This window comes from Streptomyces sp. NBC_00341, assembly GCF_041435055.1.
Lineage (GTDB): Bacteria > Actinomycetota > Actinomycetes > Streptomycetales > Streptomycetaceae > Streptomyces.
The window spans coordinates 1,036,902-1,050,383 of the sequence record NZ_CP108002.1 but is presented as its reverse complement, the minus strand read 5'-3'; the positions used below and the strand labels follow the sequence as shown (position 1 = coordinate 1,050,383).

Below are 13,482 nucleotides of genomic sequence, written 5' to 3'. Positions count from 1 at the left end.
CCGTACCCCGCGCGGGGTACGGGACCTGTGCGCGTCCTCACCCCGGTTCGCCCGCCGCCCTCGCGGCGAGGTAGCGGGCCGGGAACTCCCCGCCGCCGTGCACCGCGAGATCCGCCCCGTTGACGTATCCGGACAGCTCGCTGGCGAGGAACAGGCAGGCACGGGCGACGTCCTCCGGCACGGCCATCCGGCCCATCGGGATGACGCCCGCCACCGCGGCGCCGCCGTCCGCGCCGTAGACGGAGGCCGCGTTCGGCGTGCGGATCAGCCCGGTGGTGATGTGGTTGACCCGGACCGCGGGCGCCCACTCCAGGGCCAGCGCCTTGGTGAGCGCCAGGAGCCCGGCCTTGGCGGCGGTGTAGGCGGCGGTGCCGGGCTGCGGGTCGTGGGCGGAGACGCTGCCGATGTTGACGATCGAACCGCCGCCTTCCCGGTCCCGCATGACGCGGTGGGCCGCCTGCGCCACGTAGAAGGGTGCGAGCAGATTGAGCGCGACGATCTTCTCGACGAAGCGCGGTGAGACGGTGGCCGCGTCGGAGTCCGGGGAGCCGCCCGCGTTGTTGACGAGCACGTCGAGCCGGCCGAAGCGCTCCACCGCGCTGTCGACCAGCCAGGACGCCGCCGCCGGGTCGCGCACGTCGGCGGCGAGGAAGACGGCCTCCCGGCCCCCGGCGGCGGGCAGGGTGTCCGGGGTGGTGCGTCCGCAGACCACCACGTCCGCCCCGGCCCCGAGGAAGGCCGCGGCGATGGCGGCCCCGATGCCCTTGGTGCCGCCGGTGACCAGCACCACGCGCCCGGTGAAGTCCAACGGGCTTTCGGTGTCCATGATGTGAGGCCTCTCCTGTTCGATCTTGTCCGATCTCGTCCGACGGGTTTCAGCGCGCGGTCAGTCCGAGCCCGGCGGCGAGCCGGGCCCGGTGGTGGGCGGGCGGGCCGAACAGCTCGCCGGACCCGTGCGCCCGCTTGAAGTAGCGGTGCGCGTCGTGCTCCCAGGTGATCCCGATCCCGCCGTGCAGCTGGATCATCTCGCCGGCCACCGCCGAGAACGCCTCGGAGCAGACCGACTTGGCGACGGCGGCGGCCCGCGGCAGCGCGCCCGGGTCCTCGTCCGCCGCGAACGCGGCCCCGAGCGCGGCCGAACGCGCCGACTCCACAGCCACGTAGGCGTCCGCCAGCCGGTGCTTGACGGCCTGGAAGGAGCCGATGGGCCGCCCGAACTGCACCCGGTCCACGGCGTACTGCACGGTGAGCTCCAGCGCGCGGGCGGCCGCCCCCACCTGTTCGGCGGCCAGCGCCGCGCACGCCAGATCCCGTACGTGCTCCAGGGTCCGTCCGCCCTCGCCGTCTGCACCCAGCAGCCGGCCCCCGGCGCCCTCCAGCACCCAGCGGGCCTGGCTCCGGGTGCCGTCCATGGTCACGACGGGCTCCCGGCGCACCCCGGCACCCGCGGCGGGCACCTCGAAGAGTGAGACCCCCGACGCCGTACGGGCCGCGACGAGCAGCACATCGGTATCGGGTCCGTCGAGCACATGCTCCTTGGTCCCGGTGAGCAGCCAGCCCCCGCCGGGCCCGGGCACGGCCCCGGCGCGGATCGCCGCCGGATCCCAGGAGCCGCGTTCGGCCCAGGCCAGCGTGCCCACCAAGGCGCCCTCCGCGAGCCCCGGCAGCAGCCGCCCGCAGGCCTCCCTGTCGCCGGAGGCCAGCAACGCGCCCACGGTGAGGACCGCCGAGCCCAGAAACGGCAGCGGGCTCAGGCTCCGGCCCAGCTCCTCCATCAGCACATGGACGTCCCTGGCGCCCCCGCCTGCCCCGCCGTACTCCTCGGGCACGGCGAGCCCGGCCGCACCGATCTGGCCCGACAACAGGTCCCAGGCACCGTGGCCCTGATGTTTCGTCAGCAGTGAGCGGACGGCCGACCGCAGCTCGTCCTGCTCCTCAGTCAGCCTCATCCGGCTGCTCCCCTCCGTGTGCGGTCAGCCGGCCAGTACGCGGGTCCGGCACGCGGCCGGGGTGCCCCAGGCGTCCCTTAGCGGACGGGCCTTGCGGATCCACAGGGACAGGTCGAGCTCGTCGGTATAGCCCACCGCACCGTGCAGCTGGAGGGCGGTGCGCGCCGCCCCGTACGCGGCCTCGCCCGCGGTGACCTTGGCCGCGGCGATCTCGCGCCCGGCCCCTTCGTCGCCGGCGGCGAGCGCGAGGGCGGCGCCGTGCACCAACGGCTCGGTGAACTCCAGGGCCAGCAGGGTGTCCGCCAGCCGGTGCTTGACCGCCTGGAAGGAGCCGATCGCCACGCCGAACTGGGTGCGCTGGGTGACGTAGGCGACGGTACGGGCGAGCAGGGTGCGGCCGACCCCGAGTGCCTGGGCCGCCGTGGCGAGCGCGGCGACATCGGCCGCGTACTCGGCGGCGGCGGTCACCCCCGGCCCACGGGCGACGACCGCGCCCCCGGACGGCCGCGACAGCCGCCGCGCCGGATCGGCCGACGGCTGTACGGGGCCGGCTCCGGCTGCGAGGCGCAGGGTGTCGCCGTCCACCACGAACACCGCGTCGGCCGCGTCCGCGTCCAGGGCGTACGGGCCGAGCGAGGTCAGGCAGAGCGAGACGAGGGATGTGCCGGAGGCGATGGCGGGCAGCCGGGCGGCGGCCGTGTCCGGGTCTCCGAGCCGGTCCAGCAGCGCCGCCGCGGCCACCGTCTCGACCAGCGGTCCGGGAACCGCGTGGCGTCCCAGCGCCTCGAAGGCGACGGCGAGTTCGACCGGCAGCGGGCCGAATCCGTCGTGCTCCTTCGGGACCGCGAGGGCGAACACCCCGGCCTCGGCCAGCCTCGCCCAGAGCGCCCGCCCCGGAGCGTGGTCGCCGGTGGCCCAGGACCGGATCACCGCCGGGGTGCCGCCGGCGGTGAGCAGGGCGTCGAGCGAGCGGGCGAACTCCCGCTGCTCGGCGTCGGGGAAGAAGCGCATCACCGGCGTCCCTTCGGCAGGCCGAGCAGCCGCTCGGCGATGATGTCGCGCTGGATCTCGTTGGTGCCCGCGTACACGGGACCGGCCAGGGAGAAGGTGTAGCCCTCCGCCCAGGCCCCGCCGGCCGGCGATTCGGCGGCGTGGTCGGCGAGTTCGCCGTACGGGCCGAGCAGGTCGAGGGCCGTCTCGTGCAGGGCGATGTCCAGTTCGGACCAGTAGACCTTGTTGAGGCTGGAGGCGGCCCCGGCGGGCCCGCCCTCCTCGTGCAGTACGTGGGAGGCGCCCCGGTAGGAGAACAGCCGGTAGGCGCGGGCCCCGATCACGGCGTCGGCCACCCGGTCGCGCAGCGCCGTATCGGCCGGATCGCCGTGTTCGCGCCACAGCGCGGTCAGCCGGTCCGCGGCGGCCGTGAACCGGCCCGGACTGCGCAGGGTCAGTCCGCGCTCGTTCCCGGTGGTGCTCATCGCGACCCGCCAGCCCTGTCCGGGCTCACCGATCACGTCCTCGTCGGGGACGAACACCTCGTCCAGGAAGAGTTCCGCGAAGGCGGGCTTCCCGTCGAGCCGCCCGATGGGCCGCACGGTGACGCCCTCCGCGTCCAGCGGGAACATCAGATACGTCAGACCCCGGTGCGGCCGGTCCGCGGCCGGGTCGCTGCGGAACAGGCCGAAGGCGCGGTCCGCGAAGGCGGCCCGGGAGGACCAGGTCTTCTGGCCGCTGAGCAGCCAGCCGCCCTTCGTCCGTACGGCCGTCGAACGCAGTGAGGCCAGGTCGGAGCCGGACTCCGGCTCCGACCAGGCCTGTGCCCAGATGACCTCGCCGCGCGCCATGGGGGGCAGGATCCGGGCCCGCTGCTCGGCGGTGCCGTTCTCGAAGAGGGTGGGGGCCAGCAGATTGATGCCGTTCTGGCTGACCCGGCCGGGCGCCCCGGCGGCGTAGTACTCCTCCTCGAAGACCAGCCAGCGCAGCAGTGAGCCGCCGCGTCCGCCGAACTCCTCCGGCCAGGACACCACCGACCAGCGGTCGGCGGCCAGGGTGGCCTCCCACTCCCGGTGGGCGGCGAATCCGGCGGCGGTCTCCAGGGACGGCAGGGGGACGGCCGGCACCTGGGCGGACAGCCAGTCGCGCACCTCGGTCCGGAACTCCTCGTCGGCCGCGTCGAAATCGAGGTCCATCAGGCACCCGCCTCCTTCATCGCCCGGATGTCCATGCCGCCCAGCGCGTCGTGCGCGGTCTCGGCGTTGTGGGCGTGCGCCAGGTGGTGCAGGCCGAACACCGAGTCCATGCCGGTGTGCATGCCCTGCAGATCCTCGGCCTGGTTGACGGCGCGCTTGGTCAGGGCGAGGCCCAGGCGCGGCATCTCCGCGATCCGCAGCGCCAACTCGCGTGTCCGAGCGGGCAGTTCCGCCCGGGGGACGACCCGGTTGACCATGCCGACCTCGTATGCGCGCCGCGCGCTCATCCGGTCGCCGGTGAACAGGAACTCCTTGGCGATCCGGGGTGGCATCACCCAGGGATGCGCGAAGTACTCGACGCCCGGGATGCCCATGCGGACCACCGGGTCGGCGAAGAACGCGTCGTCCGAGGCCACGATCAGATCGCATACCCAGGCCAGCATCAGGCCGCCCGCCACACACGCGCCCTGTACGGACGCGATGACGGGTTTGGGCAACTCCCGCCACCGGCGGCACATGCCCAGATACACCTCGGACTCGCGGGCGAAGCGGCTCTCCGCGCCCACCTTGTCCGAGTGGTCCCACCAGAGTCCCGCCCGGCGCTCGAAGGGCAGGTGGGCGTCGCGCTCCGGGGTGCCGATGTCGTGGCCGGCGGAGAAGTGCTTGCCCGCTCCCGCCAGTACGACGCTCTTCACCTCGGTGTCGTCGGCCGCGCGGTAGAAGGCCCGGTCCAGGGCGTAGGTCATGGCGGAGTTCTGCGCGTTGCGGTAGTCGGGCCGGTTCATGGTCACCGTCGCGACGGGGCCCTGCTTCTCGTAGCGCACCGGTTCGTCATGGGCAGCGGACATCGGCCCCTCCTTCCCTAACTAGTGTTTGGTAGATTAACGTACCCCCATGAGCAGCGTCGAGGAGTTCCGCACCGAGATCCGCGGCTGGCTGGCCGCCAGCCTCACGGGTTCGTTCGCGGGCCTGCGGGGCCGCGGCGGACCGGGGCGCGAGCACGAGGCCTTCGCGGAACGGCTCGGCTGGGAACGGCTCATGGCGGCCGAGGGCTGGACGTGCGTGGGATGGCCCGAGGAGTACGGCGGCCGGGGCGCGACCATCGAGCAGCAGGTCGCCTTCCACGAGGAGTACGCCCTGGCCGACGCCCCCGCCCGGGTCAACCACATCGGGGAGCAGCTGCTGGGCCCGACGCTGGTGGCCTTCGGCACCCCTGAACAGCGGGCCCGCTTCCTGCCGCCGATCGTCGCCGCCGAGGAGCTGTGGTGCCAGGGCTACAGCGAGCCCGGCGCCGGCTCCGACCTGGCGAACGTGACGACCCGCGCCGTACGGGACGGCGCGGACTGGGTCGTCACCGGGCAGAAGACCTGGACGTCGCTGGCCCACCAGTCGCAGTGGTGCTTCGTGGTCGCCCGCACCGAGCCCGGCTCGTCCCGCCACCGGGGCCTGTCCTACCTGCTGGTCCCGCTCGACCAGGCCGGCGTGGAGATCCGGCCGATCACCCAGCTGACCGGCACCTGCGAATTCAACGAGGTCTTCTTCGACGGGGCCCGCACCCGCGCCGAGCACATCGTCGGCGCACCCGGCGACGGCTGGCGCGTGGCCATGGCCACCCTAGGCTTCGAGCGCGGTGTCTCCACCCTCGGCCAGCAGGTCGGCTTCCGCCGCGAACTGGAGAGCCTCATCGGCCTGGCCCGCGGCAACGGCGCCGCCGACGACCCGCTGATCCGCGACCGGCTCGCCCGCGCCTGGACGGGACTTGAGACCATCCGGTGCAACGCCCTGCGCATGCTCGACGGCGTGGCCGCCGGCGCACCGGGACCCGAGGCGTCCATCGGCAAGATCTTCTGGGCCACCTGGCACCGCGAACTCGGTGAACTCGCCATGGCCGTCCTGGGCGCCGGAGGAATGACCGCGGCCGGATCACCGTACGAACTCGACGACTGGCAGCGGCTGTTCCTCTTCTCCCGCGCCGACACCATCTACGCCGGATCCAACGAGATCCAGCGCAACATCATCGCCGAGCGCGTCCTCGGCCTGCCCAAGGAGAGTCGCCCGTGACCACCCAGCCGCCCTATGTAGCAGGGCACTCGCTCCTGGCCGGACGCACCGCAGTGATCACCGCCGCCGCGGGCGCCGGGATCGGCGGCGCCACCGCCCGCAGGTTCCTGGAGGAGGGCGCCCGGATCGTCATCGGTGACGCCCACGCGCGCAGGCTCGGGGAGAGCGCCACCGCCCTGGCCGAGGAGTTCGGCGCGGACCGCGTCGCCGCCCTGCCCTGCGACGTCACGGTGCAGGAACAGGTCGACGCGCTGTTCGGCTTCGCCGCGGAACGCCACGGCGGCCTCGACATCGTCGTCAACAACGCGGGACTCGGCGGCACCGCGGACCTCGTCGACATGACGGACGAACAGTGGTCGAAGGTCCTCGACGTCACCCTGAACGGCACCTTCCGCTGCACCCGGGCCGCCCTGCGCTACTTCAAGGACCGCGACGGAGGCGGCGTCGTCGTCAACAACGCCTCCGTCGTGGGCTGGCGGGCCCAGCGCGGCCAGGCCCACTACGCCGCCGCGAAGGCGGGCGTGATGGCCCTCACCCGGTGCGCCGCCCTGGAGGCCGCCGACTTCGGCGTACGCGTCAACGCCGTCGCCCCGAGCCTGGCCATGCACCCGCACCTGGTGAAGGTCACCACCCCCGAGCTGCTGGCCGAACTCACCGAACGGGAGGCCTTCGGCCGGTACGCCGAGCCCTGGGAGATCGCCAACGTCATCGTCTTCCTGGCCAGCGGCTACTCCTCGTACATGACGGGGGAGACCGTCTCCGTCAGCAGTCAGAGGGCGTGACCCCGATCGCCGGGAACGCCAACGCCGAACGACGCGCCGAACTCCTGGCCACCGCAGCCGAGGTGTTCGCCGCCCAGGGCTACAACGCCACCACCGTCCGCCGGATCGCGGACGAGGCGGGGCTGCTCGCGGGCAGCCTCTACTACCACTTCGACTCCAAGGAGTCGATGCTGGACGAGATCCTCTCGGCCTTCCTGGACGAGCTGTGGGCGGGCTACGGCACCGTTCTCGCCGCCGGTCTCGGGCCCGCTGCGACCATCGAGGCACTCGTCACCCAGTCCTTCCGGCAGATCGACCGGCACGGCCCGGCGGTCGCCATCTACCAGAAGGAGTCCGGCCGGCTCTCCGCCCAGCCGCGATTCGCCTACCTCAGCGATTCCCGGGGGAAGTTCGAGGACGCCTGGCTGCGGACCCTGGAGCGCGGGGTGGCCGAGCGGGCCTTCCGCAGCGACCTGGACGTCAGGCTCGTCTACCGCTTCGTCCGCGACACCGTCTGGGTCGCCGCCTCCTGGTACCGGCCCGGCGGCACCCACAGCCCGGAGGAGATCGCCCGCCAGTACCTGTCTATGGTCCTGGAAGGCATCACCCCACGTACCTGACACGCCAGCACCGTCCCTACGAAGGAGCAGTCATGGCCGAGGCCTACATCGTCGACGCGGTACGCACCCCGGTCGGCCGGCGCAAGGGCGGGCTGTCGGCCGTCCACCCCGCCGACCTCGGGGCGCACGTCATCAAGGCGCTGATCGAGCGCAGCGGGGTCGATCCGGCGGCGGTGGAGGACGTCGTCTTCGGCTGCCTGGACACCGTCGGCCCGCAGGCCGGCGACATCGCCCGCACCGCGTGGCTGGCCGCAGGACTTCCCGAGGAGGTGCCCGGCACCACCGTCGACCGGCAGTGCGGCTCCTCCCAGCAGGCCGTCCACTTCGCCGCCCAGGGCGTGCTGTCCGGCACCCAGGACCTGGTCGTGGCGGGCGGCACCCAGAACATGTCGATGATCCCCATCGCCTTCGCCAGCCGCCAGGCCGCAGAACCGCTGGGGCTGACCGACGGCCCGTACGCGGGTTCCGTGGGCTGGCGGGCCCGCTACGGCGACGCGCCGGTCAACCAGTTCCACGGCGCCGAGCTCATCGCGGAGAAGTGGGGCATCAGCCGCCAGGACATGGAGGAGTTCGCCCTGCGCTCGCACCGGCGGGCCCTGCACGCCATCGACGAGGGCCGCTTCGACCGCGAGACCGTCGCCTACGGGGACGTCCGGGTGGACGAGGGGCCGCGCCGGGACACCTCACTGGAGAAGATGGCCGGTCTCAAGCCGGTCGTCGAGGGCGGCAGGCTGACCGCCGCGGTCTCCTCGCAGGTCTCCGACGGCGCCTCCGCGCTGCTCATCGCCTCCGAACGGGCCGTCGCGGAGCACGGCCTCACCCCTCGCGCCCGCGTGCACCACCTCTCGGTGCGCGGCGAGGACCCGATCCGGATGCTCTCGGCTCCGATCCCGGCGACGGCGTACGCCCTGAAGAAGGCCGGGATGTCCATCGACGACATCGACCTCGTCGAGATCAACGAGGCGTTCGCCCCGGTCGTCCTGGCCTGGCTGAAGGAGACCGGCGCCGACCCCGGCAAGGTCAACGTCAACGGCGGCGCCATCGCGCTCGGCCACCCGCTCGGCGCCACCGGCACCAAGCTGATGACGACCCTGCTGCACGAGCTGGAGCGCACCGGCGGGCGCTACGGCCTGCAGACCATGTGCGAGGGCGGCGGCCAGGCCAACGTCACCATCATCGAGCGCCTCTGATACGTGCCGGCCGGGCCGGGTGACTCATCGGGCCGCCCGGCCCGGAATCGTTGGAAGAACCTCCTCGGCGATGTCGAGGAGGACGCCGTCGTCGGGGAGGGCTCCGGACTCGCTCCAGACGGTGATGTCGTAGTAGCCGCCCGCGTCCTTCCGGTCGAGAGCCACGGTCAGCGTCCTGGCGAGCGGGCCTGCCTCCACGGGCCCGCTGGAATCCTCGCCCCCGAGGTTGATCTCGATCTTCATGGTGGGATCGGAGGAGAAGACCGCCGGCCGGCCGAGAATCGTGTCCGTCCTGTTGTTCTCACCTCCGGTCTTCATCATCTTCCCGTACTGGGCGACCGACAGCTTGTTGTACGTGGCCGAGAGGTTCACGGTGTACGTGTCGAACTCGACCTGGGCTTCGGGCTCGGCCACCTTCCCGTTGGTCAGGGCCGAGGTGCCGCTGGTGCCGGTCGCCGAGGTCGCCCTCTCGTCCGGCGTTCCCATGAGCTCTGCCAGGTCGGGACGGTTGAGCGCCTCGCACAGTTCGTCACCGGTTGCGGCCTTCGGAGTCCTGGCGTACGCCTTCGGCAGCTTCCCGCCCTCGCTGTCCGAACAGGAGGCGGGCGCGGGTGTGTTGTCGTCGCCGTCCGCAGTCATGTGGGGAGCCACCCACACCGCGGCCGCGAGCGCCCCGAACAGGGCCACGGCCGCGAACGCCTGTCCCCAGGCGTTGGGTTCCTTCTTCGGTGTCGCGGGTACGGCTCCGGGCTGCGGTTGCGGCGCGGCGCCGCTCGCCGGGGCCGGCTGGTCCGGGCTCCGGCGGGCGCGCCACGCACGGACCACCGTGTGGACGCGAACCGCGGTGAACACGAGGAAGGCCGTGCCGATGCCGGCCGCGGCCCAGTTCTGTTCGTGAGCGGCGAGATACATGATGCGTACGCCGAAGACGGACCCGACCAGGATGAAGAGGGGCTCGCGGACCCAGAAGGGCAGGAGGCGAAGGAGGAGACCGAGCATCCGGTGATCTCACCAGAGCGCCTCGGTAACCGCTGTGACGGAAGCCATAATTCCGCTCTGGTGCAGACTTTTCCGGCGCGCTGTCGGCCCGGGGCACGTCCGCGGCGCGCGAGTTCGCCGCCGTTGACGACGCGAGGGGGCGGCCCGTGGGTCCGGACCGCCCCTTCGCGTCCGCGTGCGTCAGGAGCTCCGTTCCGCCCCCGGCAGCGACTTCAGCACGGCCAGCGCCTCGGACATGATTCGCTCGACCAGCTCCGCGCAGGACGGCAGGTCCTCGATCAGACCGGCCACCTGTCCCGAGGCCATCACCCCGATATCGGTACGGCCCTCGACCATCGAGGCCTTGAGCAGCATCGGCGTGTTGGCGGCCAGCAGCACCTGGCTCCAGGTCAGTTCCCTGCCGTGCTTCATCGCCAGACCGTCGCGGACCAGCCCGCGCCAGCTCGTGCCGGTCTCCTTCCGGAAGGCCGAGGCGTGCCGTACCGCCCCCAGCAGTGCGGCGGCCCGGCCGGAACGCTCCAGCGAGTCGACCATCTCCGTGCGCAGCATGCGGTGCGGCATTCCGTCGACCCGGTCGGTGACCGTGACGTCCTTGACGGTGGCGGCCAGGTACTTCGCCTTCACCGCCGCCGGGACGGTGCTGTCGGAGGTGAGCAGGAAGCGCGTGCCCATCCCGATCCCGGCCGCCCCGTAGGCGAGCGCGGCGACCAGGCCGCGGCCGTCGTGGAAGCCGCCCGCCGCGATGACCGGGATGTCCACGGCGTCCACGACTTGGGGGAGCAGCACGGTGGTGGCCACGTCGCCCGTGTGACCGCCGCCCTCGCCGCCCTGCACCATCACCGCGTCGGCACCCCATGCGGCGACCTTCTCCGCGTGTCTCCTGGCGCCCACGGACGGGATGACGACGACGCCCGCGTCCTTGAGCCGCGCGATCAGCTCCTTCGAAGGGGCGAGCGCGAACGAGGCCACCCGCACACCCTCGTCGATCACGATCCGGACCCGCTCGGCGGCGTCGCCCGCGTCCGCGCGCAGATTGACGCCGAACGGCGCGTCCGTACGGGATCTGACCTCGCGGACCGCCGCGCGCAACTGCTCCACGGTCATCGTCGCGGAGGCCAGGATGCCGAGCGCGCCCGCGTTCGCGGAGGCGGACACCAGCCGGGGACCGGCCACCCAGCCCATCCCGGTCTGCACGAGCGGATACCGTACCCCGGTCAGTTCGGTGAGCGCGGTCGGCAGCGGCGCGGGCCCGCTCATGCCGGGACCTCGCGCTCGCGCAGCCCCTTCGGGTCGATGACCTCGCGGATCAGCCGGAGTTCCGCCTCCGACGGGTCCCGGGTGAGCGGCACGCCGTCGGGGATCGTGAGGGCGAAACCGGTGGCCCCGGTGACTTCCTCGACGCTCACCCCGGGGTGCAGCGAGCGCAGCCGCATGGTGCGGTCCGGGGTCTCGAAGTCGAAGACGCCCAGATTGGAGACGACTTCGGGGATGCGGTGGTAGCGGGTCGCGGAGGGACCGGCCGCCGCCGCCCGCTCGTACCCGACCCCGCTGACCATGTCCACGTGCTCCACGAACACCCGGGACGAGTGCTTCGGCACCCAGTAACTCGTGGGGTTGTTGAGGGTGTTGACCGGGGCCCCGCGGACCCCGAGCAGCTGCCGCACGGGCCTGTCCCAGGGGCCGATGCAGGAGATGTTCTGGTTGCCGTGCCGGTCGATCTGGCTGGCGCCCATCATCACGTGCCGGCGGCCGGTCGCGGTGAGCGTCAGATGCTGGCGGAACGGCAGCCAGCCCTCGATGCTCGCGGCCCGCGCCCCCAGCGCGGGGGTGTCGCCCGTCAGCAGCGCCTCCCCGTCGGTCAGCAGCAGTTCGGGCGAGAAGGTGAGCCTGGCCAGGCGCGCCCCGATGGCCGGGACGGTGCCCATCGGACTGGCGAGGATCTCGCCGGCGTCCCGCCACGCCTCGGCGCACGCCACCACGCAGTACTCCGCCCGGCTCGCCGCCGCGCTGCCGGTGGACTCGGTGCCGCTCATGCTTCCTCCTGGTGGAACGCGGTGACGGCGGCCTGGTAGGCGGCCTCGTCCCCTGACAGGAACCGTTCGGCGAAGACGGGCCAGGCCTCGGGATCGCGGGCGGCCCGGACATAGGCGCGCTGGAAGCTCTCGTCCCGGTCGTGGTCGGGCACGCAGGAGGTGAAGTGCGCGCCGTTCGGCGTCTCGACGACCCCGTCCACGAACAGCCGCTTGACCAGCAGCGTCTGCGGCCCGTGCTCCTTGAGCAGGTCCGCGGTCTCCACGATCCGTTCGCAGGAGACGTAGCTGTGGTCCGCCGCCTCGCAGAACAGGTCGTCGAAGTACGGATCGGGGCCCAGGTACTGGCCGTTGCCCTGGGCGTCGGCCCGGTTGAGGTGGACCAGGGCGGCGTCCAGCCGCAGGGCCGGTGCGGCGACCAGCTTCTCCCCGTCCTCGTAGGGCGAGGTGACCGTACGCAGGCCCGGGTTGACCTTCATCAGGTCGGAGCCGAGACCGGCCCGCACCGGCATGAACGGCAGCCGCTGCGCGCCCGCCGTCAGCCCCCACATCATCATCGCCTCGTCGAGCTCGACCATCTCGAACGCGCCGCGCTGCCGGGCGGCGGTGAAGTGCGGCTCCAGCGGTATCGAGTCGAGCGTCCCGAACGCCGCGACCAGCTTGCGGATCCTTCCCGCGGCGGCGAGCAGCCCGACATCGGGCCCGCCGTACGACACCACGGTCAGATCGGTGACGTCCGAGCGCAGCAGCGCCCTGACCAGGGCCATCGGCTTGCGGCGCGAACCCCAGCCGCCGATGCCGAGCGTCATCCCGCTCTCCAGCCGGCCGACGACGTCGTCGGCCGTCATCGTCTTGTCGTGTGTCACGTCTGCTGCTCCTTGTCCGTGCCGAAGGTGTCGCGCACGCGGTCGGCGACGCCACTGAGGTTGGCCTCGAAGGTGAAGCCCTGCTCGAAGCGGTAGCTGCGGCGTACGTCGACCGGGTCGATGCCGTTGATGGCCGCCTTGGCCAGCCGGATCAGGTATCCGTCCTTGGCCGCGATCTCCCGGGCCAGCTCCCCGGCGGCCCGGGACAGCTCGGCACGCGGGACGACGCGCCACACCGAGCCGTGTCCGTGCAGCTCCTGGGCGGTGACGGTGCGTGAGGTGTAGTACAGGGTCCGCATCAGATGCTGCGGAACCAGCCGGGCCAGATGTGTGGCCGCGCCGAGCGCGCCCCGGTCCAGCTCCGGCAGCCCGAAGGTCGCGTCGTCACTGGCCACGATCGCGTCCGCGTTGCCCACCAGGCCGATGCCGCCGCCGAGGCAGAAGCCGTGTACGGCGGCGACCACGGGGACCTCGCACTCGTAGACCGCCGCGAATGCCTCGAAGCAGCCCCGGTTGGCGCCGATCAGCGCCTCCGGCCCGTCCGTGCGCTGCATCTCCTTGATGTCCACGCCCGCGTTGAACCCGCGGCCTTCGGCGGTGAGCACCACGCAGCGGACGTCCGGGTCCGCCCCGGCCGCGCGCACGGCGGCGGCGAGGTCGTACCAGCCCTGTACGGGGAGGGCGTTGACCGGGGGGAAGTCCACGGTGACGACGGCGACGCCCTCTTGAGGGGCGGAGGTGGAGACACTCATGAGCGAATCAGCTACCTTTCCACCAAACGTTTGTTAGATTCAACGTAGCAGTGATACGGACGCCGCGG

At 72.6% G+C, this 13,482-nt stretch carries 14 protein-coding genes; 4 read left to right on the top strand and 10 right to left on the bottom strand.

The features are described from left to right. Positions 1-37: 37 nt before the first annotated feature. The 5 genes from OG892_RS04670 to OG892_RS04650 are packed head-to-tail and all read right to left on the bottom strand — an operon-like array spanning position 38 to position 4,983. On the bottom strand, positions 38-826 hold the full coding sequence (locus tag OG892_RS04670) for an SDR family oxidoreductase (RefSeq protein ID WP_371628535.1): 789 nt from the start codon (positions 824-826) through the stop codon (positions 38-40). 49 nt (positions 827-875) lie between these two features. Then, the gene (locus OG892_RS04665; protein WP_371628534.1) at positions 876-1,949 is read right to left on the bottom strand and encodes an acyl-CoA dehydrogenase family protein; all 1,074 of its coding nucleotides are present in this window, start codon (positions 1,947-1,949) and stop codon (positions 876-878) included. 24 nt (positions 1,950-1,973) lie between these two features. Next, positions 1,974-2,960 carry an acyl-CoA dehydrogenase family protein gene (locus tag OG892_RS04660; RefSeq protein ID WP_371628533.1) on the bottom strand — a complete coding sequence of 329 codons (987 nt, stop codon included), beginning with the start codon at positions 2,958-2,960 and terminating at the stop codon, positions 1,974-1,976. Then, positions 2,960-4,135, bottom strand: coding sequence for an acyl-CoA dehydrogenase family protein (locus tag OG892_RS04655; protein ID WP_073739209.1), 1,176 nt, complete (start codon positions 4,133-4,135; stop codon positions 2,960-2,962). The genes OG892_RS04660 and OG892_RS04655 overlap by 1 nt, the downstream gene beginning before the upstream one ends. Then, positions 4,135-4,983 (bottom strand): enoyl-CoA hydratase, encoded by an 849-nt coding sequence (locus tag OG892_RS04650; protein WP_371628532.1) that lies wholly within the window; start codon positions 4,981-4,983, stop codon positions 4,135-4,137. The genes OG892_RS04655 and OG892_RS04650 overlap by 1 nt, the downstream gene beginning before the upstream one ends. Before the next feature lie 46 nt (positions 4,984-5,029). Between OG892_RS04650 and OG892_RS04645 the strand changes: the two genes are divergently transcribed. Genes OG892_RS04645 through OG892_RS04630 form a run of 4 tightly spaced genes read left to right on the top strand, consistent with a single transcriptional unit; the run spans position 5,030 to position 8,767 of the window. Next, positions 5,030-6,196: an acyl-CoA dehydrogenase family protein gene (locus tag OG892_RS04645; RefSeq protein WP_371628531.1), complete on the top strand. Its 1,167-nt coding sequence runs from the start codon at positions 5,030-5,032 to the stop codon at positions 6,194-6,196. Continuing rightward, complete coding sequence (locus OG892_RS04640; RefSeq protein WP_371628530.1) at positions 6,193-6,978, top strand: SDR family oxidoreductase; 786 nt, start codon at positions 6,193-6,195, stop codon at positions 6,976-6,978. Before OG892_RS04645 ends, OG892_RS04640 begins: the two co-directional genes overlap by 4 nt. Continuing rightward, the gene (locus OG892_RS04635; RefSeq protein ID WP_073739205.1) at positions 6,975-7,577 is read left to right on the top strand and encodes a TetR/AcrR family transcriptional regulator; all 603 of its coding nucleotides are present in this window, start codon (positions 6,975-6,977) and stop codon (positions 7,575-7,577) included. Before OG892_RS04640 ends, OG892_RS04635 begins: the two co-directional genes overlap by 4 nt. Positions 7,578-7,609: 32 nt before the next feature. Continuing rightward, positions 7,610-8,767 (top strand): acetyl-CoA C-acetyltransferase, encoded by a 1,158-nt coding sequence (locus OG892_RS04630; protein WP_073739204.1) that lies wholly within the window; start codon positions 7,610-7,612, stop codon positions 8,765-8,767. A gap of 24 nt (positions 8,768-8,791) precedes the next feature. Here the strand turns inward: OG892_RS04630 and OG892_RS04625 are convergent, their stop codons facing one another. From OG892_RS04625 to OG892_RS04605, 5 genes are all read right to left on the bottom strand, one after another. Beyond that, positions 8,792-9,766 carry a DUF6215 domain-containing protein gene (locus OG892_RS04625; RefSeq protein ID WP_371628529.1) on the bottom strand — a complete coding sequence of 325 codons (975 nt, stop codon included), beginning with the start codon at positions 9,764-9,766 and terminating at the stop codon, positions 8,792-8,794. 180 nt (positions 9,767-9,946) lie between these two features. Next, positions 9,947-11,005, bottom strand: coding sequence for an NAD(P)H-dependent flavin oxidoreductase (locus OG892_RS04620; protein ID WP_371631576.1), 1,059 nt, complete (start codon positions 11,003-11,005; stop codon positions 9,947-9,949). Positions 11,006-11,019: 14 nt separating this feature from the next. Beyond that, positions 11,020-11,799, bottom strand: coding sequence for a CoA-transferase subunit beta (locus OG892_RS04615; RefSeq protein ID WP_371628528.1), 780 nt, complete (start codon positions 11,797-11,799; stop codon positions 11,020-11,022). Further along, positions 11,796-12,644 (bottom strand): CoA transferase subunit A, encoded by an 849-nt coding sequence (locus OG892_RS04610; protein ID WP_073739275.1) that lies wholly within the window; start codon positions 12,642-12,644, stop codon positions 11,796-11,798. The genes OG892_RS04615 and OG892_RS04610 overlap by 4 nt, the downstream gene beginning before the upstream one ends. A 14-nt stretch (positions 12,645-12,658) precedes the next feature. After that, positions 12,659-13,414, bottom strand: a complete 756-nt coding sequence (locus OG892_RS04605; protein ID WP_073739200.1) for an enoyl-CoA hydratase family protein — start codon at positions 13,412-13,414, stop codon at positions 12,659-12,661. Positions 13,415-13,482 lie beyond the last annotated feature (68 nt).